This window comes from Neopararhizobium haloflavum (genome assembly GCF_002750855.1).
In the GTDB taxonomy this organism is placed as follows: domain Bacteria; phylum Pseudomonadota; class Alphaproteobacteria; order Rhizobiales; family Rhizobiaceae; genus Georhizobium; species Georhizobium haloflavum.
Window position 1 is genome coordinate 133,339 of record NZ_NWUC01000004.1, and the last position, 25,411, is coordinate 158,749.

A 25,411-nucleotide genomic window follows, 5' to 3' on the forward strand; every position below is an offset into this window, starting at 1 on the left:
CTAACCGAGATGCGGGTAGAGCGGGAAGCGGTCCGTGAGGGCGACGACCTTTTCCTTCACCGCCTGTTCGACCTGGGCGTTGCCCTCATCGGAATTGGCAACCTTGAGGCCGTCCAGGACTTCCACGATCAATTCGCCGATTTCCCGGAACTCGGCGGCACCAAAACCGCGCGTCGTTCCTGCCGGCGTGCCGAGGCGGATGCCGGATGTCACGAAGGGCTTTTCGGGGTCGAACGGAATGCCGTTCTTGTTGCAGGTGATAAAGGCACGGCCGAGACCGGCCTCGGCGCGCTTGCCGGTCGCGTTCTTCTTGCGCAGATCGACCAGCATCAGATGGTTGTCCGTTCCGCCCGAGACGATGTCGAGACCATTGTCGACCAGCGTCTTGGCCAGAACCTTGGCATTGGCGGCGACATTGGCGGCATAATCCTTGAAGCCCGGCGTCAGCGCCTCGCCGAAGGCAACGGCCTTGGCGGCGATGACATGCATGAGCGGACCGCCCTGCAGGCCTGGAAAGACGGCCGAGTTGATCTTCTTGGCAACGTCCTCGTCGTTGGTCAGGATCAGGCCGCCGCGTGGGCCGCGCAAGGACTTGTGCGTCGTCGACGTCACGACATGGGCATGGGGCACCGGCGAAGGGTGCACGCCTCCGGCGACAAGACCGGCAATGTGGGCCATATCGACCATCAGCCAGGCGCCCACCGCATCTGCGATCTCACGGAACCGCTTCCAGTCCCACACGCGCGAATAGGCCGTGCCGCCGGCCAGAATGAGCTTCGGCTTGTGCTCGTGGGCGAGCCGCTCGACCTCGTCCATGTCGAGCAGATTGTCGTCTTCCCTCACGCCGTAGGAGACGACATTGAACCACTTGCCGGACATGTTGACGGGCGAGCCGTGGGTGAGGTGCCCACCGGAATTCAGATCGAGCCCCATGAAGGTGTCACCCGGTTTCAGCAACGCAAGGAAGACCGCCTGGTTCATCTGGCTGCCGGAGTTCGGCTGAACGTTTGCGAAGCCTGCGCCGAAGAGTTCCTTCGCACGGTCGATGGCCAGCTGTTCGGCCACGTCGACGAACTGGCAACCGCCATAATAACGCTTGCCGGGGTATCCCTCGGCATATTTGTTCGTCATGACCGAGCCCTGCGCGTCCAGAACGGCACGCGAGACGATGTTTTCGGATGCGATCAACTCGATCTCGTGGCGCTGGCGCCCAAGTTCCTTGGTGATGGCGCCGAAGATCTCGGGGTCGGCTTCCGAGAGAGGACGATTGAAGAATGCATCGGAGAAACGCGTGGCCGAAGCCGAAGAAGCGTTGGACATGGGCTCAGTCCTTTTTCGATTTGGCGTGGCGCCGTCTTAGCGCCGAGTATCCTCAAGGGCAATAACCGGTTCGCCATCTGCCATGCGTCGCGAGGGCGCGGGATCAGGCCGCTCTTGGTCCAGTATGGCCGAGGCGGTAGCTTTTGCGGAAGTCGCGCGGCGTCATCGCTCGACGCGATTTGAAGATCCGGTTGAACAAAGCGAGATTGGCAAAGCCGACATCCCCGGCGATCACGCGGATCGGTCGTTCCGTGCCAATGAGCAGCGAGCAGGCGTGACCGATACGAAGCTGTGTCAGATATTCGAGCGGTGTCAGGCGCGTGTGGCGGCGAAACATGCGATGAAGCGCAGATTCACTCATACAGGCGAGCGCGGCGAGATCGCCGACAGCGATCGGCTCGGTGTGACGGGTATGGAGATGCTGCAGCACCCTTTCGATACGCGGCTCGCCGATGCTCGACGCAGGCGGCATCTGATGGCGCGGGCTGGCAAGCGGTGTACGATGCACATCCCGCGTCAACTGGGCCAGGACGGCGAGCAAGCGGACCAGCCGCTGATCTGCCGGCAGTTCCGGCAAGGCTTCAAGGTCGGGGCGGACTTCAGCCGCCGTCTTCTTGGAGAAACGCACAGCCCGCCCGGCTTCGGCAAGCAATGCATTCAATGCGTTGAACTCGACGAAGAGTTCGATCAGCGACGCGGCCCACTCCTTGGTGAACTGCACGACAATGGCGCGGTGCGGGCCGGTGGCATCCAGCGTCCCGCTGGACGCCCAACTATGGGCAAGACCCGGCCCGAGCAGCACCAGATCCTCGTTCGCATAGGATCCGATATGGTCGCCGACATAGCGGTGCCCGCGACTGTTCAGCGTCAAAGTCAATTCAAACTCGGGATGATGATGCCACTCGAAGGGGATACCGTCATCGAGGCGCCTGTCGAGAAATGCCCAAGACGCCCCATCGGACTGCCTGATCTTTTCGAGAAACGGTTTCAATCGGCCACCAATCGCAGGCAAACAGCAAGGAAACGGACACCAGTATCGTATCACTATTGGCAATCATCAGACAACATCGCCCCGCCGTCCCGATCTAGGCTCTTTCATCACAACCGCATTTCGGGAGAGAGACGATGCAGACTGCAGCCCACATGACAGCGCCGGTGGACCAGGATGGACACGGCGATCATCCCACAGCGATGGGCGTGACGACCCAATTGAAGGACATTGAAAAGCGCCTCCCCTTGAGAGTGCTCAGCGAAAGCGACTGGCACCATTGGATCACCCGCGGATACGTCATCATCAAGAGTGCCGTTCCACGTTCCCAATGCGATGCAGTCATAGACATGCTTTGGGATTTCCAGGAGATGGACCGGAATGATCCAAACACCTGGTATCGACCTCAGCTGCGCGACTACAAGATGAAAGAGCTGAACAATGCGGGCATGGTGGAGGTCTATAATCACCAGACGCTCTGGGAGAACCGCCAGAGCGAGAGGGTCTACAACGCCTTCGTCGACATCTGGGACCGGGAAAATCTCTGGGTCGCGATCGACCGCGCCAATCTCAATCCGCCGAACAAGGCGGCCCGCGCCGCTGCCCAGGAGAACGGCTTCATCCATTTCGACGTCGACAGCTCTGCCCGCCCCTTCCCGATCGGCGTTCAGGGCGTTCTGTCTCTTGCACCCCAGAACAGGGAGACCGGCGGCTTCCAATGCGTACCGGATCTTTTTGCAGAGCTCGAAGCATGGTGCGAGCGCCAGCCCGCCGACCGCAATCCGTTCAAGCCGGATATAACGGGCTACGACATCGTCAACATCGACATGGAGCCGGGCGACCTCCTCATCTTCAACAGCCTGTTGCCGCACGGCGTCAGACCGAACCGATCGGAGAACAAGGTGCGAATGGCTCAGTATATCTCCATGTTTCCCGGCGATCCCGACAATGCCAAGATCAGAGACGAACGCATCCGGCTCTGGCGCGAGCGTGAGGCGCCGCATGGCGATCCTTTTCCCGGCGACCCGCGCGGGAAGGAAAAGTCAAACCCCGTCGCTACCTTGACGCCGCTTGGGCGTAAACTGCTTGGACTGGATCGCTGGTAAGACCGAGGCAATGGGCCGGCGCGACCGGATCGTGCCGGCTGAAGGCACTTTCGGTGCGCGCTATGAATGGTTGAAAACCGGAGGACGCCGCCATGACGTTACAGCTTCACCATCACCCGCTCGCCTCCTACTGCCAGAAAGTGCTGATCGCGCTCCATGAAAACGATCACCCCTTCGAAAGGGTGATCGTGGACCTTGCCGACATGGATCAGGCCGCCGCCTTCTCCCGCATTTCACCGATGATGAAGATGCCTGCTCTGGTCGATACCGAGCGCGGCGAGACGGTGCTGGAATCCACCTTGATCATCGAATATTTGCATGCCCATCATGCCGGTCCGGCGCCCCTCATTCCGACTGATCAGAAAGCGGCGCGACACGCGCGCTATTTCGATCGCATCTTTGACAACTACGTCGAAACGCCGATGCAGACGATCGTCTTCGACCGGCTACGGCCTGAAGGCAAGCATGATCCTTTCGGCGTGGAACAGGCGCACACGCAGTTGGCAACCGCCTACACATATCTGGAGAGCCAAATCCCGCAGAGTGGCTGGATTGCCGGCCCCTTCTCCATGGCCGAATGCTCCGCCGGGCCAGCGCTCTTCTACGGGCATATCGTGAGCCCCATCCCGGCTGAATTGCCGCGATGCCGGACCTATCTGAAGCGGTTGATGGAACGCCCATCCTTCGCAAGGGTCCTCAAGGAGGCAGAGCCCTATTTCGCGATGTTCCCATTTCGCGAGCACATGAGCCGCGCGCTCGACCTGTAAAGCGAAACGACCGCACGAAGGCGGCCGTTTCGAATTCCCAATGGCATTGAAAAGGCTCAGCCTTCCTGCATCGCCAGTTCGGGCGCACCGTCGCGCTGATAGATATCGTCGCGGAACTGAACGACGCGGTCTGATGTTGCCCAGGCAGTGACGTAGGTAAAATAGACCGGCACCGGGTTGTTGACCGCGATCGGCGTGATCTCGCGCGAGGCGATGACCTGCTCCATACGCTGGCGATCCCAATCGGGATTGTTCTGCAGGATCCAGAGCGACAGATCGCGCACGTTCTGCACACGCACGCAGCCTGACGAATCGAAGCGCACCTCGTTGAAGAAGAGGTTCTGCTGCGGCGTGTCGTGCATATAGACGGCGTGCGCGTTGTGGAAGTTGATCTTGGTCGACGCCATCGCGTTGATCTTGCCGGGATCCTGACGGAACATGAGATCGGGCGCCTCGGCAGCATTCCAATCCACCGAACTTGGCGGGACCTCGTTGCCCTGGCCGTCGAACAACCGAATGTTGTTGTCCGTCAGGTAGTTCGGATCCTTGCGCATGAGCGGCATGATGTCCTTCTCGATGATCGAGCGCGGCGCCGTCCATGTCGGGTTCAGAATGACTTCGTGAATTTCGGAATTGAGGATCGGTGTCTGCCGATCGATCTTGCCAACCACGGCAGTGTGCCGAGAGGCGACACGTCCGTCCTGGACAGCCTCGATGTGGGCAGCGGGAATGTTGACCGTCACATGACGCTGGCCGAGATCGCCAGCCATCGACTGCAGGCGTACGACGTTGGTTTCAAGCTGCCCGAGACGAATATCGGCAGGCACGTTCAAGGCCGCGTAGGACAATTCGCCCATCACGCCGTCCGGCGGCAGCCCGTGGCGCGCCTGGAAACGCTTCACCGCGCCGTCGACATAGGTGTCGAAAGCGCTCGACATTCCGGCATCAAGCGGCAGGTCGCCGGAAACCATCAGGCGGCGACGCAAGGCGGTGACGTCGGGATGGTCGACGCCTAGTTGCAGCTTGTTGACCGCCGGAACGGTGTTCCATCCGCCATTCTGGACAATCTGCTGATAGTCGACCAGCGCGCCCTGGGCATATTGCAGCGTCTGCGCGCTCAAGGTCGGAACACGGGTACTCACCTGCTCGACGGCCCGCGTGCCGCGCGCGTCGAACTGGTCGTCCCAATGGCCCCGCCTCGGGGAACTCAGGATCGTATCCAACACCGTCTGGCCGTGCGCTGCTCCGGCAATGGCGGTTGCCCCAACCGCCGCCGCGCTTGAAAGAAATGCCCTGCGTGAGAGGCGCTCAATTTCGCTTTGCTTCGACATGCCTATTGTACCATCAAGATTCGGTTGCGATGGGGCGGCTGCCCGAGCCTGAGATGCTACCATCGCTATGGTTAACGAAACGAGACGTCCAGGACGGCCCCGACCCAGTCCGCAACTCACTTTTTCGCGAGGTGCACGGCGTTGGCGAACCGAACGGTGTTTGCTCAAACCGTTGCAAGGCCCGGAAGGACCTGGGTCGCCTGAGGCGAGCGATGTCATCGCAATATGGCTAATTCATGTTGGCAATGGTGCGCGGGCACGGCTGCAAGGGAGCGGTCGCGGAGCGTCGCACAATTGCAACAGATAAAACTGCGGCGGCCCGGCCGCCGAGCGGCCGGGCCGAGCCGAATGTCGATGGGAGATCAGAGGCGATAGAGTATCTGGTCGTTCCAGAAACGGTCCAGTCGCTGCATCAGCTTGTTCATGCGCTCGAATTCTTCGGTGCCGATGCCGCCGACCTGCTCGATCGATCCGATATGACGGTCATAGAGCGCTGAAACAACGGTGGCGATATCCTGCCCCTTCTCCGTCAAGCTGACGCGGACCGAGCGGCGGTCAACCCGTGAGCGCTGATGATTGATGAAGCCGAGGTCGACGAGCTTCTTGAGATTGTAGGAAACGTTAGAGCCCAGATAGTAGCCGCGCGAGCGAAGTTCGCCGGCCGTCAGTTCCGCGTTGCCGATGTTGAAGAGAAGCAGGGCCTGGACGGCGTTGATGTCGCTGCGTCCCTTGCGGTCGAATTCGTCCTTGATGACGTCGAGCAGTCGGCGATGCAGCCTTTCGACCAGTTGGAGCGACTCCATGTAGAGACCGCGCAGCGCGTCGGAACGCGGATCGTTGGAGCTTTCTGCCTGCTTCAGCTTCGTCTGTGCCATGATACCCGTGCCTCACTGTTGTCGTTGTGACGGCTTTTGTTCTGCCGCCTTGAACGTGACACTACCGAGGACCGATAAAATTGGACTTAAAAGCTAGCATTAACAGCGCCTTACTGATCACCCACCGACGATCAGAGTGAATCAACCCTTACTGCTCGCCGCGCCCGTCGCTTCTCGACATAGAGAATGACCCGGAACGTCGCATAGATCAGCGCAACGGCGGCATGGATTGCGGGGACCAGCGGATGGTCACCGAAGCGGTCTGGAAACCCCAGATACATCACCGTTTCGCCGATAGCCGCGACAAACCAGATCACCGGGCCCCACGAGACCGGCATCCACAGCCCGACCGCAGCAACCGGCAGCAGAACCGCCAGCGCGGTCGAAGCGACCTGCCAGTGTGCCTCCATCAGGTCGAACCGCCACATTTCGTTCTGAATACCGCTCAGGAGCGCCCAATAGCGCAGTCCCGCAACGAGACAGCCGAGCGCGACCAGCCGCTGAAAATAAAGAAACAACCGGAACGCCAGTGTCTCTTTGGGACGGCGCTCGGCTTCGAACGTGATCACTGGGCTTTCCCCGCACTGATTGGAGAGGGCTCGTGTGCCACAAGGTCGGCGCCGACTTCAAGGCTTTCCGTGCGCCGGCATATCGACGCGTCAGCGGCGGCATTTTCCGTGAAGGTTGGAACGGCGAGGCGGAAGGTGATAAAGCCGCCGCGAATGGTTGAAACGCAGCCAGCATGGAGACGACGATGAACAGGTATGTGCAGGCAAATTCGTCCAGCGCGGCGTCGGTGGACGAAATCACGGGGCATCGTCGTCTGCGGCGCAACCGCAAGGCCGACTGGACACGCCGGATGGTTCAGGAAAACCGCCTGACTGTCGACGACCTGATCTGGCCGATTTTCCTCATTCCCGGTCACAATCGGCGCGAGCGCATCGAGGCGATGCCCGGCGTGGAGAGGCTGACCGTCGATCAGGCAGTGAAGGAGGCGCGGCGGGCTGCAGATCTCGGGATACCCGCCCTTGCCACCTTCCCCAATATCGCGCTCGACCTGCGCGACGATATCGGATCGAACAGTCTTGCCGCTGACAATCTGATCAATGAGGCGACGCGTACGATCAAGAAAGCGGTGCCGGAGATCGGCATCATCACCGATGTCGCGCTCGATCCGTTCACCAGCCACGGCCATGACGGCATCCTGAAGGATGGCAGGATCCTCAATGACGAGACCGTCGCTCAGATTTCGGCGGCCGCGGTCGTCCAGGCCGATGCGGGCGCCGACATAATCGCGCCCTCGGATATGATGGATGGACGCATCGGCGCGATCCGTCGCGCTCTCGACAGCGCCGGACACCATGACGTTGGCATCATGTCCTATGCGACGAAGTTCGCCTCAGCCTTCTATGGTCCCTATCGCGAAGCTATCGGTACCGGTGGGCTGCTCAAGGGTGACAAGCGGACCTACTACATCGATCCGGCCAATTCCGACGAAGCGGTACGGGAGGCGGCACTCGATGTCGAGGAAGGGGCGGACATGCTGATGGTCAAGCCCGGCCTGCCCTATCTCGACATTGTCCAGCGGCTCAAGGACACCTTCGCGATGCCGACATACGCCTATCAGGTCTCCGGCGAATACGCGATGATCCGCGCCGCGGCAGCCAATGGCTGGATCGATGGCGAGATGGTGATGATGGAGAGCCTCCTGGCCTTCAAGAGGGCGGGCTGTGACGGCATTTTGACCTATTTCGCGCCTGAGGTCGCCGAACGGCTTGCCCGAACGTAAGACCGGACGGGATTGCAAAGCTGCTAATGTATTCCCACATCGTCGGTGACGATTATCGAGGGATTGGACCATGTCGACGCAAACAATCGGCGAAGAAGCAGCGCCGCTTCCTGCTCTGGATGACCGGCGATCTTACGAAGGGGTACGCACCCGGCGCATGCTCGCATTCGTCATCGACTATGCGATCGTCCTCCTGCTTTGCATTCCCGTCGCGGTGATCATCTTCTTCGTCGGTCTTTTGACGCTTGGCCTTGGCTTTGCGCTTTACGGGATCCTGTTCGCGCTCGTCGCTCTCCCCTATGTCGGCTTTACGATGGGCGGACCGAAACAGGCGACGCCGGGCATGCAGATCATGGGCATCATGATCGCCCGCACCGATGGGCAGCCGGTCGACTCCATGCTGGCGGGTTTACACGCTGTCGTCTTCTGGGCACTCAACGTGTTCCTCACGCCACTCATCCTGCTTGCCAGCCTGTTTCTGGACCGCAAGCGACTCGTCCACGACATGCTCCTTGGCACCGTGGTCCTGCGCTCTCAGGTTTAAGAACGCGGCAGAAGGCGTCGGCTCGGAAAACTATTCCGCGATGGCGCGCCACATTTGACACCCCGGTGCTATGTCGCGGCAGGGTGACGGCATAATGTGGCGCCGAACGGATACGGGGCTGCCGAGCCATGGGCGACATTCATCTCTGGGCGACCTATGCCGTGGTCGCCCTCTCCATCATCGGCTATGCGCTCGAACGCCTGCCGCTCGAAGCCGTGGCGATTGCCAGCCTGGCAGCCTTGCTGGTGCTGTTCGGCCTCTTCCCCTATTCAGCACCGGACGGGACGGTTCTGTCGGCCGACAGACTGCTGGTGGGGTTTGCCAACCCGGCGTTGATCACCGTTCTTGCACTTCTGATCGTCGGCCAAGGTCTGTTCGCCACCGATGCCATGGAGGCGCCAGCGCGCTATCTCGGCAGGCTGGGCGGGGCGAGCAGCGAACGGGCGATGATCATCGTGCTGGTTTCGGCCGGTGTCCTCAGCGCCTTCCTGAACAATACACCCGTGGTGGTCATCTTCATTCCGATCCTCACCGTGATCGCCGCGCAACGCGCGCATCAAGGCTACAAGGTCTTCATGCCGCTCTCCTTCATCACCATCCTTGGTGGCATGACGACCCTGATGGGCTCGTCGACCAACCTGATTGCGGCAGGCGTCGCGCGTGAATACGGCATCCCGATCGGCTTCTTCGATATCACCGCCATGGGCGCGATGCTGGCCGTGGTCGGCGGCACCTACGTGCTCTTCATCATGCCGCGGCTGTTGAAGGAACGGCACTCCCCGATCGTGCGGGAAACCCAGCCGAGCGGCACGCAGTTCATCGGCGAGATAACGCTGAGCGCGGACCATCCCTATATCGGCATGGAAGCCAAGGGCGGGATGTTTCCTGCGCTGAGTGAAATGACGCTGCGGCTCCTGATCCGGCGCGACGTGCCCTTCCTGCCGCCATACGATGCGATCGCACTTGAGGAGGGCGACAGGCTCGTGGTGACCGGCACGCGCAAGGCGTTCTCGCAAGCGCTGGCAACCGGCAGCAAGGACATGATCGGCATCGTCACAGAGGCCGATATTGCCGACGCCGATCCAGACAGCCGGCCGGGCCAACGTCCCGGACCAGACTACCACCTGGCCGAAGCGGTGATCGCGCCTGGCTCCCGATTCGCCGGACGGACCATCCAGATGTCGGGCATCCGCGCGGCGCTCGGCGTTGCTGTGCTCGGCGTACAGCGCAAGAGCCGCATGGCACGAAGCGGCCTTGCCGCCATCCGGCTCGAACCCGGCGACACGCTTTTGCTTGGCGGCACGTCTCGTGAGATCTCCAACCTGCGCGGAAATCACGACATCCTGCTGCTCGAGCACTCCGCCGAGCCGGTTCCGCAGACGCGCAAGGCCATTTTCGCCGTGTGGATCTTCATATGGATCGTGCTTCTGTCGGCATTCGAGGCGATGCCGATCGTCGCCGCCTCGGTGATCGGTGCGGCGTTGATGCTGGCGGCCGGCTGTCTGACGCTGCATCAGGCCTCGCGCGCATTCGACCGCCAGATCTTCCTGCTCGTCGGGTCCTCGATCGCCATGGCGACCGCTATGGAGGCGACCGGGGGTGCGGCACTGATCGCCGAAGGCGCGGTGACGCTCTTTGCCGACAGCGCACCTGCCGTCGTTCTTTCAGCGATGTTCCTCGTCATCGCCATCATGACGAACATCCTGTCCAACAACGCGACCGCGGTTCTCTTCACGCCGATCATGATCGGCATCGCCGAACGGGTCGGGGTGCCGTCGCACGCTTTCGTCGTTGCAGTCATTTTTGCCGCCAACGCATCGTTCGCCACACCCATCGGCTACCAGACGAACCTCCTCGTGATGGGGCCGGGCCACTACCGCTTCAGCGACTTTCTCAAGGCGGGCGGGCCACTCGTGCTCATCATTTGGTTGACGTTTTCGCTGCTTGCGCCATGGTATTACGATCTTTGAGGCAGTCCGCAGTTTCCGTTCGACATGACCCACCAGCCTGTTCAGTCGCCGCAGTTCTTCCTCACCGCGCCCTCGCCCTGCCCATATCTGGAGGGCGAGTTCGAGCGCAAGGTCTTCACGCACCTGGTCGGTGAAAAGGCCGGCGATCTCAACGATCTGCTCACACAGGGTGGATTCCGCCGCTCGCAGAACATCGCCTATCGTCCGGCCTGCGAAACATGCAGAGCCTGCGTTTCGGTGCGTATCCTGGCACAAGAGTTCCGGCCGACCCGGTCGATGCGGCGAATCATCAATCGCAACGTCGACCTGGTGGTGAACGAATATACGGCCGAGCCGTCCAGCGAGCAGTATTCGCTGTTTCGCACGTATCTCGATGCGCGCCACCGCAAGGGTGGCATGTCGGACATGACCGTGCTCGATTATGCGATGATGGTCGAGGACTCCCATGTCGAGACGAAAATCATCGAGTATCGGCTGCCGGACCCCGACAGCGCTTTCACCGGCAAATCGGTCGGCCCGCTGATCGCCGTCGCTCTCTCGGATGTGATGGGCGACGGCATGTCCATGGTCTACTCCTTTTTCGACCCCGATTACGAGGACCGTTCGCTCGGCACCTACATGATCCTTGACCATATCGAGCGCACGCGCCGCCTCGGGCAGCCACACGTCTATCTGGGCTACTGGGTCAGCGGATCCCGAAAGATGGACTACAAGACCAAATTCCAGCCGCAAGAACACCTTTGCGCGCGCGGTTGGGAGCGGTATCAGCCCTGAGGCCCGACTGGCGCGGTGCCATGGTTGCACGGCGGTTCCATCGCAGCCATAAGGAGCGGTATCCCCACACCATCCGAACGGTCTTCTTCTTGGTCGATATCCCCCCTTCTGCCCGCGCCGATCACCGCAAGGGCCTGCTGATCACCGCGATCGGCGGCCTCGTCCTCACGATCGACATACCGGTCCTGCGTCTCGGCGACGGCGATGTGTGGTCCGTTCTCCTGATAAGAAGCGGCGGTATGGCGCTGATGGCGCTCGTGGCCTGGGCTTCCTACAGGCTCGTGACGGGGCGCCGGCTGGTGATGATGCCGGGACGGGCAAGCTGGGCCGTCGCCCTGCTCTACGGCGTTTCCGCGATCACCTTCATCACGGCGGTCTTCAACACCTCGACGGCCAACGTCGTCTTCATCCTCGCCTTCAACACGATGTTCGCGGCCATCCTGTCATGGCTTTTCCTGGGGGAACGCCCTGCCCCGGCTACCTTTGCAGCCATGGCGGCGATGATCGTCGGCGTGACGATCATCGTTTGGGATGGCATCGGGCTTGGCAACACGTTCGGTGACCTTGCGGCGCTTTGCTCGTCGCTGATCATGTCGGGGGCCATCACGATCAGCCGCGCCGTCAAGCGCGACATGGGATTTGCCCCGCTCGTCGCCAATGTCCTGCCCGCACTCGTTGCGCTCGCAATCGTTTCGCAATCCGGCTTTTCGATCGATCACCCCGGTTGGATCGTCTTCAACGGCCTCGTCATCATGCCCGTCGCATTCTGGTGCCTGGCGACCGGACCGAAATACATCTCCGCACCGGAAGTCGCGATGTTCTTCCTGCTCGAAACGGTCATGGCACCCATCTGGGTCTGGATCATCTTCCTGGAGGCGCCGACCTCTGCAACGCTGATCGGCGGGCTCATCATGATCACGGCGCTTGTCGCCCACTCGATCTGGCAGCTTGGGGGTGGCTGGCGGCCCATCCGGGCCAAGGTGCCGCGCCGACCGATGTGAAGGCCCCGGTCACTGGCAGGCGGTGTGCACCATTTCCTCTTCGCCATCGGGGCCCATCTGCAGGAAGCCCTCGTTCTGGTGCGACCACCACACATAGCGCTCGTCGCCGGACGTGGTTGCGTAGCGCGCTCCAGAGCCGCTGACGACGTTCTCCATGACCAGAAGTTCGTCGTCCACCTTCACCACGGCCAGCGCCAGGCCGTCCTTCATGTTGATATAGGCGACGTCGATCGCCGTCCCGTCGGCGCAGGTGTAGCCGTAGACCGCGCTTGCATATCCGGGAGACGCGTCCTGAGAGGCGGCGGCGGCGTGAGCGCCGATGAAGATGGCCGTTGCCGCCAACAGACCCGTCAAAAATCGAAACATCGGCCGATCCCCCTCGCTTCCATCCTGATCATGTCGCAGCCTGTCGGGTCGAGCCGGCAGAAATGCGGCAGCATGCTACGCCGCCTAACCGAACCGTCCGCTTCGCGGAAAGCCCTTGGGCGCGATGCGTCCCGCCTGGGCTCGATCGCCCATCCATTCCAGCAGTTCGGCTTCGCCCCGCGTAAACGAGCGCCCCGCCGAGTCACTCCACGACAATCCATCGGCCATCGTGAAGCATTTGACGTCGCCGACCCCGCCATCCTTGTAGCGCTGGAGGCGAACCCCCTTGCCGCGCGACATCTCCGGTACCTGTACAAGGGGAAATACGAGCAGCTTGCGGTTTTCGCCGATGACGGCGACATGATCGCCTGAGACCGGAACGACCAGGCATGTCTCGTCCGGAGTGCGAACGTTCATCACCTGCTTGCCCTTGCGTGTGTTGGCGACCATGTCGCGTTCGCCGATGACAAAGCCGTTGCCGGCCTTCGACACCAGGAACACCCTTTTCTGCGGATCGTGGACGAACGCCGTGACGATGTCCTGGTCGGTCTCCATTTCCACCATGATGCGGACGGGCTCGCCATGACCGCGCCCGCCTGGCAGCTTGTCGGCGCCAAGGGTGAAGGCCTTGCCGCCGGTCGTCACCAGCAGAAGCTTGTCGGTGGTCTGGGCAAAAAATGACAGTTTGAGCTTGTCGCCATCCTTGAAGGCCAATGCGCCAAGGTCGCTGATGTGACCCTTCAACGCCCTGATCCAGCCCTTTTCCGACAGGACGACGGTGATCGGCTCCTTCTCGATCATCGCCTGCTGGATTGCCTCCATATCGGTTTCCGGTGCATCCGCGAACTGGCTGCGGCGCCGGCCGATCTGTGTTTCCTTGCCGAAGGTCTTCTTGACGTCGCGGATTTGCCAGGCCACGGCCTGCCACTGCTTGCGGTCCGACGCCAACAGGCCTTCGATCTTGGCCTTCTCTTCCGCCAGATCGTCGAATTCCTTGCGGATCTCGATTTCTTCGAGCTTGCGCAACTGGCGCAGACGCATGTTGAGGACGGACTCGGCCTGCAGATCCGTCAGTTCGAACCGGCGCATCAGCTCCTGCTTCGGTTCGTCCTCCTCCCGGATGATGCGGATGACCTCATCAAGATTGAGGTAGGCGATCAGCAGGCCGCCCAGGATTTCCAACCGCCGCTCGATGGCCGCGAGGCGATGACGAGAGCGGCGCTGCAGCACTTCCTTGCGGTGCTCGAGCCATTCGCGCAGTACTTCCGGCAGCGACATGACCTTCGGCACACGGCCGCGGCTCAGCACGTTGAGATTCAGCGGGATGCGGCTTTCCAGTTCGGTCAGCCGGAACAGCGATTCCATCAGCAGCATCGGATCGACCGAGCGCGACTTGGGTACCAGTATCAGGCGGATGTCTTCGGCCGATTCATCGCGCACATCGTCGAGGAGCGGCAGCTTGCGTGCCAGAAGCAGCTCGGCGATCTTTTCGACCAGCCGCGACTTCTGGACCATGTAGGGGATCTCGGTGACGACGATCTGGTAGCCGCCGCGGCCTGTGTCCTCCGTCTCCCACTTCGCACGCACCCGGAAGCCGCCGCGCCCGGTGCGGTAGGATTCGATGATCGAATTCCGGCTTTCAATGATAAGGCCGCCCGTCGGAAGGTCTGGACCGGGCACGAACTCGACCAGTTCCTCGACGCCGGCATGGGGGTTCTCGATGAGATGCAGCGCCGCGTCGCACAGCTCGGCCGCGTTGTGCGGCGGGATCGAGGTCGCCATGCCAACGGCGATGCCTGTGGCGCCGTTGGCGAGCAGATTCGGAAATGCGCCGGGAAGGACGACGGGTTCGCTGTTCTCCTCGTCATAGGTCGTGCGGAAATCCACCGCATCCTCGTCTATGCCTTCCAGAATGAGTTCGGCGGCGGCCGTCATCTTCGATTCGGTGTAACGCATCGCCGCCGGGTTATCGCCGTCGATGTTGCCGAAATTGCCCTGGCCGTTGACGAGCGGATAGCGGACGGCAAAATCCTGCGCCAATCTGACCAGGGCATCGTAGATCGACTGGTCGCCGTGAGGATGGAAGTTGCCCATCACTTCCCCGACGATCTTCGCGCATTTGCGGAACGAGCCGCCCGAACGAAGACCCATCTCGCTCATGGCGTAGATGATGCGCCGGTGGACAGGCTTCAGACCGTCGCGCACATCGGGCAGCGCCCGATGCATGATCGTCGAAAGCGCGTAGGCGAGATAGCGCTCCTCCAGCGCCTTTTTCAGATCGATCGGCTCGGCGTCGTTGGGGCCGGAACCCGGCGGAACAAGGCTTTTTCCCATGGCAAGGGCTTAGCGGCTCGCGCGAGTCGCGACAAGGTCAAGCCGGAAAATGCAGGCCACTCATCACCCTTGTCCACACCGTGCAATACGCAGCATCCGGCCTCCTTTGGCATTTTCCCGTTGCCCTGCCCCCTCTTGCGCCCCAACTATGACGCGTAGCCGGCGGCGAAAGCCGTGTTCTGTTCCATTCGAAAGGTCCCCTGATGAACGTCTACCGCAGTGCTCTCCTGACCAGCATGACGGCGACGGGCGCCTTGCTTGCTGCCGCGATGCCGACGCTGGCGCTTGAAACCGAACCGTTCATGGAAAAGCTCGAAGCGGCCATGGAGGCGGACCACACCGCCCTCACCTATGGGCAAGCCAGGGTCGAAGGCGACTCCATCGTCCTTTCGGACGTAACGTTCGATATAACGAACGGCGAAAGCTATCGCTTCGAAAGCATGACGTTCGATGGTGTTTCCGAGACCGACGGCGGCGGCTACTCCGTCGACCAGGTCCGCACGCCTGACATCGAGATCGAACGCGAAAAGGTGCGCGTCGTGGTGGCCGACATCACCGTCGATGGCCTGCAGATTCCAGCCACACCCTCTACCGACCCTTCCGATCTCGATGGGCAGCTCCTCTATGAGCGCGCCCACATGGGCCCGATAACCGTCGATCATCAAGAAGCCCAATTGCTACGCGCCGACGAGTTCGTGATGGACATCGCCCGCAAGAGCGAAACGAAAGGTTTCGACTCGATGGTGCGGCTTGAGGGCATCTTCCTGAATCTGGAGGCCATCGAGGACCCAAAGGCTCGCGCCGCACTCGATACGCTCGGATATTCGACGCTGACGGGCCGCGCCTCGATCAATGCCAGTTGGGACATGGAGGCTGGCGATATCGAGCTCAGCGATTACACGATCGATCTCAACGAGGTCGGCCAAATGTCGATCCTCATCGGTCTTTCCGGCTATACGACGGAAATGGCCGCGCAGTTCGAGGAGATCGGGGCGCGCATGACGGAAGCGACGGAGGAAGCCGACGGACAGGCGATGCTGGCGCTGCTTGAGCAGTTGACGCTCAATTCCGCATCCATTCGCTTCGACGATGACGGCGTGACCGGCAAGCTTCTCGATTATTTCGGCAGCCAGCAAGGTGTCGGCGGCGAGGAGATGGCCATGGCCGTCAGCGGGATGCTCCCGCTCTTTCTCGGACGCCTGCAGAACCCGGCGTTCCAGCAGCAGGTTTCAACTGCCGTCAGCGCGTTTCTCGCCGACCCGCAAAGCCTGGCGATACGTGCCGATCCGCAGGAACCGCTGCCTCTCACGACGCTTTTCGAGACGGGCAGCACGGCGCCGCAAACGTTGCCGGATGTTCTCGACGTGACCGTTTCCGCCAACGATTGAGGCGGAAAAGGACAACGCCGCCGGTGAACGAGACCGGCGGCGTTTCTGGTCAGTCGTCCTTCTTTGGAGGAATGACGCGAAGACCGAGTTCCAGAAGCTGATTGGGCATCGCCTCGGATGGCGCGCTCATCAAAAGGTCCTGGGCCTGCTGATTCATCGGGAACATGGTGACTTCACGCAGGTTCTTCGCGCCGACCAGCAGCATGATGATGCGATCGATCCCGGCGGCCATCCCGCCATGCGGCGGTGCGCCGTACTGGAACGCGCGATAAAGGCCGCCGAAACGCTCCTCCACGACGGACGCGTCCAGCCCGACAAGGCCGAATGCCTTCACCATCAGTTCCGGAATATGGTTGCGGATACCGCCGGACGCGATTTCGAAGCCGTTGCAAACCATGTCGTATTGGTATGCCTTGATCGACAACGGGTCATCGCCTTCCAGGACCTCCATTCCGCCCTGCGGCATCGAGAACGGATTGTGGGCGAAATCGACCTTCTTGTTGTCCTCATCCCACTCGTAGAACGGAAAGTCGACGACCCAGCAGAGTGCAAAGCGGTCGCGGTCGATCAGGTTGAGCTCTTCGCCGACACGCACACGCGCATCGCCGGCGAAATCGTAGAATTTGGCCGGATCGCCGGCAACGAAGAAACACGCGTCGCCATCGTCGAGGCCAAGCTGACTGCGGATCGCCTCGGTGCGCTCGGCGCCGATGTTCTTGGCCAGCGGACCTGCCCCCGTAATCTCCTCGCCTTCCTTGCGCCAGAAAATGTAGCCGAGGCCCGGCTGTCCTTCGCCCTGCGCCCATGAATTCATGCGATCGCAAAAAGCGCGCGAGCCGCCGGTCTTGGCCGGGATCGCCCAGACCTCGGCCTTCGGATCGTTCGCCAGGATGTTGGCGAAGACCTTGAAGCCGGAGTCGCGGAAGTGGTCGGAAACGGCCTCCATGACGATGGGATTGCGCAGGTCGGGCTTGTCGGAGCCATACTTACGGATTGCTTCGGCGTAGGGGATGCGCGGGAACACCTCCGTCACCGGCTTGCCGTCGGCAAACTCCTCGAAGACGCCGCGCAGCACCGGCTCCATGGTCGACAGCACATCGTCCTGCTCGACAAAGCTCATCTCGAGGTCGAGCTGGTAGAATTCGCCCGGCAACCGGTCGGCGCGCGGATCTTCGTCCCGAAAGCACGGTGCGATCTGGAAATAACGGTCGAAGCCGGACGCCATGATCAGTTGCTTGTACTGCTGCGGCGCCTGCGGAAGCGCGTAGAATTTGCCCTGGTGTATCCGGCTAGGCACCAGAAAATCCCGTGCGCCTTCCGGCGAGGAAGCCGTCAGGATCGGTGTCGAGAATTCCGTGAAGCCGACGTCGGCCATGCGGCGGCGCATCGCGGCGATGATTTTTGAGCGCTGGACGATGTTCCTGTGCAGCGTCTCGCGTCGAAGGTCGAGGAACCGGTAACGAAGGCGCACGTCTTCCGGATAGTCTGGCTCACCAAAGACCGGCAACGGCAGTTCCCTGGCCGCGGAAAGCACCTCTATCTCGTCGGCATAGATCTCGATCTCGCCCGTCGGCATCTTGGCGTTCACCGTCTCCTCGGTCCGCGCCTTCACCCGGCCATCGATGCGGATGACCCATTCGCCGCGCACCTTTTCGGCGTCCTTGAAGGCGGAAGAATCCGGATCGGCGACGACCTGAGTCACACCATAGTGGTCGCGCAGATCGATGAAGAGCACGCCGCCATGATCGCGCACGCGATGGACCCAGCCGGAGAGCCGGACGGTGGCGCCGACATCGGATTTGCGAAGAGCGGCGCAGGTGTGGCTGCGATAACGGTGCATCGTATGTCCTGAACGTTATTTTTGGGTTTTGCGGCGCGCTATCGCGATCGACACGCACCCTTGGAATCCGCGCGGGACAAGCGCATGATGACTTCGATTTGTCAAGGATAGCAGGCAGGGGCAACCGTCAATCCGGTTGCAAAGCGGCGCGCCTCTTATATAGAGCGGTGATGGATATCATTACCTCGACCGCCGCCCTGCGAGCCGCCTGCGAAGACTTCGCCCGCTCCGACTTTCTCACCATCGACACGGAATTCCTTCGCGAGACGACGTTCTGGCCGGAATTGTGCCTGATCCAGATGGCGACGCCCGACCGCGCCGTGATCGTCGATCCGCTCGCCGAGGGCATCGACCTTGCCCCCTTCTTCGCGCTGATGGGAGACGCCTCGGTGACGAAGGTCTTCCATGCGGCCCGTCAGGATATCGAGATCATCTTCCATCTCGGAAACCTCATTCCGCACCCGATCTTCGATACGCAGGTCGCGGCCATGGTTTGCGGATTCGGCGACAGCGTCTCCTACGACCAGCTCGTGAACCGAATTACCGGCAACCAGATCGACAAGACCTCACGATTCACAGACTGGAGCCGGCGCCCTCTCAGCGAGAAGCAACTGGAGTATGCGCTGGCCGACGTGACGCATCTGCGAGATGTCTACCGCCACTTGCAGGCCGAACTGGAGCGCGAGGGCCGCACGCACTGGCTTAAGGAGGAAATGGACGTCCTGGAATCGCAAGAGACCTATGACCTTCACCCCGACGATGCGTGGAAGCGCTTGCGCATGCGGGTGAAGAAGCCGCGCGAACTGGCGATCATGCAGAGCGTTGCCGCGTGGCGCGAGCGCGAGGCGCGCGGACGCAATGTGCCGCGTGGCCGGGTCCTCAAGGACGATGCCATCTACGAGATCGCCCAACAGGCACCGCGCGACGCGGAGGCGTTGTCCCGGCTTCGCACCATCCAGCGCGGCTGGGAACGCTCGCAGGCCGGCCAGGCAGTCGTCGCGGCCGTGAACACGGCGCTGGATATCCCGAAAGAGGAGATGCCACGGCTTAGACGGCCGAAACAGCTGCCCGAAGGCACAGGCGCGGCAACCGAACTGCTCAAGGTGCTTCTCAAGCTGATCACGGAGCGCGAAGGCGTCGCGCCCAAGATCATTGCCAATGCGGATGACCTGGAACAGATCGCGGCGGAGGGCGAAGAGGCCGAGGTCGCGGCGCTCAAGGGCTGGCGACGCGAGATGTTCGGCAATCACGCACTCGATCTCATTTCCGGCCGGCTGGCCTTGCGTTTCGTCGAAAAGCGCATCGAGACTATGACGCTATAGAGCAGTTCAGTCGGGGCGCGCCGGCCGGCGCCGTGTCCACACGGAGAGCGCGAGCAGCGCAAGGATCCCGACAAGGCTGGCACCATGGCCGAAACGTTCCTGCCAGAGCGGCGTCATGGTGAGCGCGATGCGGTGACGCCCTGGCGGAACGCCGACCGTCAGCGCCGGCACATCGGCGGACAGTTCACCGAGCGTTGCCGCCGGCCCACCTTCGTCCACATCCCACCCCGTATAGACGAATTTGCGCACGAGAATTCGCAGATCCGTATCAGCGGTGACCGCCAACGCGATCGCCCGTGGCTCCCAGCGCTCGACCTGGACTGTCCCCGCGCCGGCGACGACGGCCGCATCGACGCCGTCCGGCAGCAGGGTCTCCAGATCATCCGGCGCGGCCAGCCGGTATTCCGGCGCGTCGAATGGGATGGCGATGACCTTCTCGATCGGCGTGTACCACGCCGGCAGATCGCGCAGCAGCGGGACGGTCAGGCTCGTGAAGAGGCCGATATTGACGAAGAGCAGCACCGCGAGGCTCACAGCGCTGACCGTCGCCCCGAACGCTGCGCCAAGATGCCGCCCGCGCGGCCATGCAGCGAGCGACAAGCCGACGGCCAGGGCCATGAGCAGTGTCTGCACGACCATCATGCGCCAGGGGAACTGGATCTTGTTGAGCGGCGTGTCCCACTGCCAGAAGAAGGTGCTCGGCGCAGCCATCAGGAAACTCACCGCGAGCACGGCCACGAGGACGGCCAGGGCCGTGAAGCGGTGCAGCGCGTTTTCGCCGAACAGCGCCATTGCGGCACAGGCAAGACAAACCAGAAGCTGCGCCGAAAAGGCGTAGGTCAGACTGCGCTCGATCTCGGGATCGCGCCAAGGCTGCCCGAAGAACAGCCATTCCTCGCTGAAGAAGTGCGGCTCGAACAGCATCGCATTGTTGATGTAGCCCTGATGGCTAAGGGCCGTGCCGAGGTAGAAGCCGGCAAGGCATGCGCCGAGCAGGCAGGCGAGAAGGATTTCTCGCAACGCATCGACGCGCCTGTCGCGCAGATCGAGGACACCGGCGTAGGCCACATAGAACGGTACCAGCACCAGCGATGACGGCGCATGCGTCAACAAGAGCCCGGCGATCGAAAGGGGCAAGCCGATGCGGACGGCGAGCCGCCGCTCTCGCGCGATGTGGAGCAGCATCAAGGTGAGCGGCGGCCAGACAAAGGCCGCGAGTTCGGCAAGGGCGAAGCGGTGATACGCGTCGACATAGAGGTGATAGGGGCTGAGCACGTACGCCAGGGCGCCGAGACATGCGGCGAACATTCGACCGTCCAGCGCCCGCACAAGCCAGAAATAGGCTGCCGCACCCGAAATGGCCATGGTCAGCGCGATTACCCAGGCGAGCCGTGCCGGTATGGCTTCAGGGTCGGGAGCGACTATGCCCAGCGCAGCACCGAGATAGTGCACCACCGGCGGATAGATGAAGAAGGCGGGGCTGCCGAAGCCGTAGTTCAGATCCGACAGCCAGCGCGGATAGAGATCGCCGGAAAAAAGCATCTGGGCGAACTGATGCTGCCACAGGGCATGGATCAGCGCGTCATGTGCGGGGAACATGTTCTCCTTGACGAGAAGCGGTGCCACCGATGCAACGGCCACGAGGCAGATCAGAAGCAGATAGACTGGCGTTCGCGGGCGCGTCGTGGTTGTCATCAAGGCCTGCATCGAATGGTTGGCGTCGTGAAGGCTGTATAGAATGGGCAGGTCCCCGGGGCCAGAGACGGCCGGCGCCGCCCGTCAATAGCGCGCTTGTCGAGCCGCCCGCCACGCCCCAACTGGCAACTGCCATCAAGCCCGATCTTCAAAGCGGAATGAGAGCGTTCTGCCGGTCAATTTCGCCAGTTGCTGAAGCCGGCCCTCAAGACGTTCGCCCTCGAACGGTCCCAAACCTTTCGGCACCACGAAGACCAGCGATCCCGCCGCGCCATCTTCGCCTCGTTCGACCTTCAGGCGGGGGATGACACCCGGCATCGAAGCGGAGAAGAGATAGACGACCCGGAGCAGACCGCCGAGCAGCTTGGCGCATTCAAGCAGACGCGGCGTCGCCACTGCGGCGAGCGGGCTCGTCGAGCCGTTGTCGTTGAGCCCTTCGAACCGATAGTAGTTGGCCAGCGCGATATAGGCTCGGCCGGCATGCGTGATGCCGGTGAACGAGCCGTGAGCGATAATATTGAGCGCCTGCAATCCGCGATAGTCAGGATGGGCCCGCCAGCTGATATCCGCCATCAGGCAGGCGGCGCGCCGGTAGCGCCCCTCCTCCTCGGTCTCGTCCATGCCGAACGCTTCGAACACGCCGCCGGTCCAGTCCGCCAGTTCCCGCGCGTGTTCGGGCGAGCGGGCGCGCAATATCGCCAGTTCGCCGGCAGCGGCCAGCAGCGGATCGCGGGCTTTCTCTTCATCGTCGAGCAGCGAAAAGAGGTAGCCTTCCCTCACCCCGAGCGCGGAAAAGGCAACCGACTTCGGCTTCATCCTTGTCAGCGTCTCGCGCAGGGAGACCGCGCCGAATGGCAGAAGGTTGCGCCGGCTCTTGGACACCACGCGCATGGCGTCATGCTTGGCATATTTTCCGCGAATGACGTCGCCGAGAAAATCTTCGGCCTCGGACGCCGACAATTGGTAGGCCTGCATCATGTGCAACGGATAATCCGTCACCTCCATGTGCAGGCGCGCGAGGTTTCGCCAGGTGCCGCCGACGCAATAGAAGGTGCGATCGTGTCCAGCCTCCAGCATGTCGGCTTTTTCGATGTGCTCGCGCGCGAACCGGGCGGCCTTGCCAACGTCGTTGTTGGACATTTCCGCAAGACGAAGCCCGCCAAGCGGCAGGGTGATGCCGTGTCCGATGCGGTCGGCCAGAACGTCGACCAGTTCGAGCGAGCCCCCGCCGAGGTCACCGGCGATTCCATCAGGATCATGAAAGCCCGAAATTATGCCATAGGCGGAATAGCGCGCTTCCTCCTCGCCGGTGAGGATGCGAATCTGCGTGCCAAGGATCGCCTCGGCTTCTTCCACAAAGGCGGGTCCGTTCTCCGCCTCTCTGGCAGCGGCGGTAGCAAGGACATGGATGCGCGTCGCCCTCGCCTGTTCGGAGAGCGCGCGAAAACGACGCAGCGCCGAGAGCGCGCGCGCGATCCCCTCCTCGTCCATACGGCCATTCTGGGCGAGCCCGCGCCCCAGCCCGCACAGAACTTTCTCGTTGAAGAATACGGCCGGCGAACGGCTGAGGCCTTCGTAAACCACGAGGCGAACCGAGTTCGATCCGATATCGATGACCGAAATCGGATGAATGCCCGGCAAGCGTCCGCGCGCTTCAGATTCCACCATAGAGTGCTTGCTTCAAGACTTGTTGCCAGAGACCCATCCGGCAATCAGTTTCGGGGCGCTGGAATTCAGGGCTTCTCCGCGCCCGGACAGGCTCGGATTGGTCATGAAGTAGACCTGCGCATTGAACGGTTCTTCACCCGGGCGCACCTCCATCCGGCGTGACGTCCCGTCCTGCAATATCTCGTAGCTCTGCTGATTATCAATGAGGTTCCCGAGCATAATCTGCGAAAGCACCTGCTCATGCACGGTCTTGTTGGTGAGTGGAACGAGCGTCTCGACGCGGCGATCCAGGTTGCGCGGCATCATGTCGGCCGAACCGATATAGACGAAGGCGTTTTCCGAAGGCAACCCATGACCGTTGCCGAAGCAGAAGACGCGGCTGTGCTCGAGGAACCGCCCGACGATCGACTTGACGCGGATGCGTTCCGACAGCCCCTGCACCTGCGGGCGAAGGCAGCAAATGCCGCGAATGACGAGGTCGATCTCGACGCCCGCCTGGCTCGCCCGGTAGAGCGCATCGATGATGTTGGGGTCCACCAGCGCGTTCATCTTCATCCAGATCGCCGCGGGCCGCCCAGCCTTCGCATGGCCGATCTCGCCCTCGATATGTTCAAGGATGCGTGCGCGCAGGGTCAGCGGCGAGACGGCAAGGCGCATGCTCTCCTGCGGCTCGCCATAACCCGTGATGAAATTGAATACGTGGGCGACGTCCTGGGCAATCCTCTCGTCGCAGGTGAAGAATGACAGGTCCGTGTAGATCTTGGCCGTCACGGGATGATAGTTGCCGGTGCCGAGATGGCAGTAGCTGACGAGGCCTCTGTCTTCCTTGCGCACGACGAGCGACATCTTGGCGTGGGTCTTCAACTCGATGAAGCCGAAAACCACCTGCACCCCTGCGCGCTCCAAGTCGCGGGCCCAGCGGATGTTGGCCTCCTCATCGAAGCGCGCCTTCAGTTCGACAAGGGCCGTCACCGACTTTCCCGCGTCGGACGCGTCGATCAGCGCCCTGACGATCGGGCTGTCGTTGGAGGTGCGGTAGAGGGTCTGCTTGATGGCGAGTACGTTGGGGTCGCGTGCCGCCTGGAAAAGAAACTGGGCCACCACATCGAATGATTCGTATGGGTGGTGGATGACGATGTCCTTTTCCTTGATCGCCGCCAGGCAATCGCCGGCGTGATCGCGCACACGCTCGGGAAAACGCGCATTGTAGGGCTCGAAGCGCAGATCCTCGCGCGGCGCCTTGACGATCTCGGATATCGTATTGAGCGCAAGCAGGCCCGGCAGGACGGCAACGCGGTTCGCTGCCACGTTGAGCTCGTGCACGACGAACTGGCGCAGCGTCTGTGGCATTTCGGAGTCGAATTCGATCCGGATGACCGACCCGCGCCGCCGTCGTTTCAATGCGCTCTCGAACAGCCGGACAAGGTCCTCCGCCTCCTCCTCCAGTTCGATATCGCTATCGCGGATGATGCGGAAAGTGCCGGAGCCCTTGACTTCATATCCGGGAAACAGCCGGCCGATGAAGAGGCCGATGACGTCCTCCATCGTGATGTAGCGGATGCGCTGTGTGCTGTCGGGCAGCCTTATGAACCGGTCGAGCGCCGTTGGGATGCGCAGCAACGCGGTCATCGGCTCGCGATCGGACTTGCTGACGAGCTGGAGGCCGATCGAGAAGCCGAGATTGGGAATGAACGGGAACGGGTGCGCCGGGTCGATCGACAATGGGGTTAGGACGGGGAAGATCGACCGCAGGAATTCGTCTTCGAGCCAGGACCGGTCGTCTGCCGACAATTTGTCGGCGCGTACGATGTGGATATCCTCCTTGGCGAGATACTGCTGCAGCACGGCCAGAGACGCCTGCTGCTCCAGCTGCAGCTTGTCGATCTCGCTCAGCACCATCTCCAATTGCTCGTTCGGCGTGCGCCCATCGGCGGAGCGGTTCGAGATGCCTTCGCGCACCTGACCTTCGAGGCCGGCCACACGGACCATGAAGAATTCATCGAGATTGGCAGCCGAAATCGACAGGAAGCGCACCCGCTCCAGAAGTGGATGCGAGACGTTCTGGGTCTCCTCGAGCACACGCCTGTTGAACTGCAGCCACGAAAACTCGCGGTTGACGAAACGTTCCGGGCTGGCAAACAGCGCCTCGTCCAGCTCACTGGCCGACAACCCGGCCTCCCTGTCGCCTGGCTCCAGACTGTCTGCCTCGATACCGCTCAACGTCGTGTCTTCGTCTGTCTCGTTCATCGGTGTGGCCCGGCCTGGTCTCCTCGTGGTGCGTCGTCGATATCGGAAACTAGCGAAGAATACATGACAACACCAACGAAGCCGGC

General features: G+C 61.9%; 20 protein-coding genes. 9 read left to right on the forward strand and 11 right to left on the reverse strand.

Translation table 11 applies throughout. The annotated features are described in order from the left end of the window. Together glyA and CN673_RS10655 are read right to left on the reverse strand one after the other, a co-directional pair. A complete protein-coding gene (glyA, locus tag CN673_RS10650) occupies positions 1 to 1,320 on the reverse strand; it encodes a serine hydroxymethyltransferase (RefSeq protein ID WP_099866258.1) in 1,320 nt (439 codons plus the stop codon). 103 nt (positions 1,321 to 1,423) lie between these two features. Next, a complete protein-coding gene (locus CN673_RS10655; RefSeq protein WP_099866259.1) occupies positions 1,424 to 2,311 on the reverse strand; it encodes a helix-turn-helix domain-containing protein in 888 nt (295 codons plus the stop codon). Between the two features lie 134 nt (positions 2,312 to 2,445). Here CN673_RS10655 and CN673_RS10660 point away from each other — a divergent pair, with 134 nt between their 5' ends. Further along, positions 2,446 to 3,414, forward strand: coding sequence for a phytanoyl-CoA dioxygenase family protein (locus CN673_RS10660; protein WP_245409856.1), 969 nt, complete (start codon positions 2,446 to 2,448; stop codon positions 3,412 to 3,414). A 92-nt stretch (positions 3,415 to 3,506) separates the two neighbouring features. After that, positions 3,507 to 4,181, forward strand: coding sequence for a glutathione S-transferase family protein (locus CN673_RS10665; protein ID WP_099866261.1), 675 nt, complete (start codon positions 3,507 to 3,509; stop codon positions 4,179 to 4,181). 56 nt (positions 4,182 to 4,237) lie between these two features. Here CN673_RS10665 and CN673_RS10670 read toward each other — a convergent pair whose 3' ends face one another. From CN673_RS10670 to CN673_RS10680, 3 genes are all read right to left on the reverse strand, one after another. Continuing rightward, positions 4,238 to 5,512 carry a L,D-transpeptidase family protein gene (locus tag CN673_RS10670; RefSeq protein WP_099866262.1) on the reverse strand — a complete coding sequence of 425 codons (1,275 nt, stop codon included), beginning with the start codon at positions 5,510 to 5,512 and terminating at the stop codon, positions 4,238 to 4,240. 362 nt (positions 5,513 to 5,874) lie between these two features. Next, positions 5,875 to 6,387, reverse strand: coding sequence for a transcriptional regulator LdtR (ldtR, locus tag CN673_RS10675; RefSeq protein ID WP_099866263.1), 513 nt, complete (start codon positions 6,385 to 6,387; stop codon positions 5,875 to 5,877). A 131-nt stretch (positions 6,388 to 6,518) separates the two neighbouring features. After that, positions 6,519 to 6,956 carry a DUF6163 family protein gene (locus CN673_RS10680; RefSeq protein ID WP_245409857.1) on the reverse strand — a complete coding sequence of 146 codons (438 nt, stop codon included), beginning with the start codon at positions 6,954 to 6,956 and terminating at the stop codon, positions 6,519 to 6,521. Between the two features lie 185 nt (positions 6,957 to 7,141). Between CN673_RS10680 and hemB the strand changes: the two genes are divergently transcribed. The 5 genes from hemB to CN673_RS10705 all read left to right on the forward strand — a co-directional run bounded on the left by hemB (position 7,142) and on the right by CN673_RS10705 (position 12,465). Then, complete coding sequence (gene hemB / locus CN673_RS10685; protein ID WP_099866454.1) at positions 7,142 to 8,176, forward strand: porphobilinogen synthase; 1,035 nt, start codon at positions 7,142 to 7,144, stop codon at positions 8,174 to 8,176. A 70-nt stretch (positions 8,177 to 8,246) separates the two neighbouring features. Continuing rightward, entirely contained in the window at positions 8,247 to 8,720 is a 474-nt protein-coding gene (locus CN673_RS10690; RefSeq protein WP_099866264.1) for an RDD family protein, read from the forward strand. A gap of 128 nt (positions 8,721 to 8,848) precedes the next feature. Then, positions 8,849 to 10,690 (forward strand): SLC13 family permease, encoded by a 1,842-nt coding sequence (locus tag CN673_RS10695; RefSeq protein ID WP_099866265.1) that lies wholly within the window; start codon positions 8,849 to 8,851, stop codon positions 10,688 to 10,690. 24 nt (positions 10,691 to 10,714) lie between these two features. Further along, positions 10,715 to 11,464 (forward strand): arginyltransferase, encoded by a 750-nt coding sequence (locus CN673_RS10700; protein WP_099866266.1) that lies wholly within the window; start codon positions 10,715 to 10,717, stop codon positions 11,462 to 11,464. A 98-nt stretch (positions 11,465 to 11,562) separates the two neighbouring features. Then, positions 11,563 to 12,465, forward strand: a complete 903-nt coding sequence (locus CN673_RS10705; RefSeq protein ID WP_099866455.1) for a DMT family transporter — start codon at positions 11,563 to 11,565, stop codon at positions 12,463 to 12,465. A gap of 9 nt (positions 12,466 to 12,474) precedes the next feature. Here the strand turns inward: CN673_RS10705 and CN673_RS10710 are convergent, their stop codons facing one another. Together CN673_RS10710 and parC are read right to left on the reverse strand one after the other, a co-directional pair. Then, on the reverse strand, positions 12,475 to 12,831 hold the full coding sequence (locus CN673_RS10710; protein WP_099866267.1) for an MliC family protein: 357 nt from the start codon (positions 12,829 to 12,831) through the stop codon (positions 12,475 to 12,477). Positions 12,832 to 12,915: 84 nt separating this feature from the next. After that, a complete protein-coding gene (parC, locus tag CN673_RS10715; RefSeq protein ID WP_099866268.1) occupies positions 12,916 to 15,165 on the reverse strand; it encodes a DNA topoisomerase IV subunit A in 2,250 nt (749 codons plus the stop codon). A 203-nt stretch (positions 15,166 to 15,368) separates the two neighbouring features. On the opposite strand from parC, the gene CN673_RS10720 reads away from it, so the two are divergent. Beyond that, positions 15,369 to 16,553 (forward strand): aq_1923 C-terminal domain, encoded by a 1,185-nt coding sequence (locus CN673_RS10720; RefSeq protein WP_099866269.1) that lies wholly within the window; start codon positions 15,369 to 15,371, stop codon positions 16,551 to 16,553. A gap of 49 nt (positions 16,554 to 16,602) precedes the next feature. Here the strand turns inward: CN673_RS10720 and aspS are convergent, their stop codons facing one another. Then, positions 16,603 to 18,393 carry an aspartate--tRNA ligase gene (gene aspS, locus CN673_RS10725; RefSeq protein ID WP_099866270.1) on the reverse strand — a complete coding sequence of 597 codons (1,791 nt, stop codon included), beginning with the start codon at positions 18,391 to 18,393 and terminating at the stop codon, positions 16,603 to 16,605. A 176-nt stretch (positions 18,394 to 18,569) separates the two neighbouring features. Here aspS and rnd point away from each other — a divergent pair, with 176 nt between their 5' ends. Next, on the forward strand, positions 18,570 to 19,715 hold the full coding sequence (gene rnd / locus CN673_RS10730; protein ID WP_099866456.1) for a ribonuclease D: 1,146 nt from the start codon (positions 18,570 to 18,572) through the stop codon (positions 19,713 to 19,715). A 6-nt stretch (positions 19,716 to 19,721) separates the two neighbouring features. Here the strand turns inward: rnd and CN673_RS10735 are convergent, their stop codons facing one another. The 3 genes from CN673_RS10735 to CN673_RS10745 form a co-directional block, all read right to left on the reverse strand. Then, complete coding sequence (locus CN673_RS10735) at positions 19,722 to 21,410, reverse strand: putative glycosyltransferase family protein (protein ID WP_157928872.1); 1,689 nt, start codon at positions 21,408 to 21,410, stop codon at positions 19,722 to 19,724. A gap of 135 nt (positions 21,411 to 21,545) precedes the next feature. Next, complete coding sequence (ppx, locus tag CN673_RS10740; protein WP_099866272.1) at positions 21,546 to 23,078, reverse strand: exopolyphosphatase; 1,533 nt, start codon at positions 23,076 to 23,078, stop codon at positions 21,546 to 21,548. Between the two features lie 12 nt (positions 23,079 to 23,090). Further along, positions 23,091 to 25,325, reverse strand: coding sequence for an RNA degradosome polyphosphate kinase (locus tag CN673_RS10745; protein WP_099866273.1), 2,235 nt, complete (start codon positions 25,323 to 25,325; stop codon positions 23,091 to 23,093). Positions 25,326 to 25,411 lie beyond the last annotated feature (86 nt).

Bases quoted from the DNA above. Each gene is read 5' to 3' on its own strand.
- glyA (WP_099866258.1), bottom strand. From the start codon at position 1,320: ATGTCCAACGCTTCTTCGGCTTCGGCCACGCGTTTCTCCGATGCATTC.
- CN673_RS10660 (WP_245409856.1), top strand. From the start codon at position 2,446: ATGCAGACTGCAGCCCACATGACAGCGCCGGTGGACCAGGATGGACAC.
- CN673_RS10665 (WP_099866261.1), top strand. From the start codon at position 3,507: ATGACGTTACAGCTTCACCATCACCCGCTCGCCTCCTACTGCCAGAAA.
- CN673_RS10670 (WP_099866262.1), bottom strand. From the start codon at position 5,512: ATGTCGAAGCAAAGCGAAATTGAGCGCCTCTCACGCAGGGCATTTCTT.
- ldtR (WP_099866263.1), bottom strand. From the start codon at position 6,387: ATGGCACAGACGAAGCTGAAGCAGGCAGAAAGCTCCAACGATCCGCGT.
- hemB (WP_099866454.1), top strand. From the start codon at position 7,142: ATGAACAGGTATGTGCAGGCAAATTCGTCCAGCGCGGCGTCGGTGGAC.
- CN673_RS10690 (WP_099866264.1), top strand. From the start codon at position 8,247: ATGTCGACGCAAACAATCGGCGAAGAAGCAGCGCCGCTTCCTGCTCTG.
- CN673_RS10695 (WP_099866265.1), top strand. From the start codon at position 8,849: ATGGGCGACATTCATCTCTGGGCGACCTATGCCGTGGTCGCCCTCTCC.
- CN673_RS10700 (WP_099866266.1), top strand. From the start codon at position 10,715: ATGACCCACCAGCCTGTTCAGTCGCCGCAGTTCTTCCTCACCGCGCCC.
- CN673_RS10710 (WP_099866267.1), bottom strand. From the start codon at position 12,831: ATGTTTCGATTTTTGACGGGTCTGTTGGCGGCAACGGCCATCTTCATC.
- parC (WP_099866268.1), bottom strand. From the start codon at position 15,165: ATGGGAAAAAGCCTTGTTCCGCCGGGTTCCGGCCCCAACGACGCCGAG.
- CN673_RS10720 (WP_099866269.1), top strand. From the start codon at position 15,369: ATGAACGTCTACCGCAGTGCTCTCCTGACCAGCATGACGGCGACGGGC.
- aspS (WP_099866270.1), bottom strand. From the start codon at position 18,393: ATGCACCGTTATCGCAGCCACACCTGCGCCGCTCTTCGCAAATCCGAT.
- CN673_RS10735 (WP_157928872.1), bottom strand. From the start codon at position 21,410: ATGACAACCACGACGCGCCCGCGAACGCCAGTCTATCTGCTTCTGATC.
- ppx (WP_099866272.1), bottom strand. From the start codon at position 23,078: ATGGTGGAATCTGAAGCGCGCGGACGCTTGCCGGGCATTCATCCGATT.
- CN673_RS10745 (WP_099866273.1), bottom strand. From the start codon at position 25,325: ATGAACGAGACAGACGAAGACACGACGTTGAGCGGTATCGAGGCAGAC.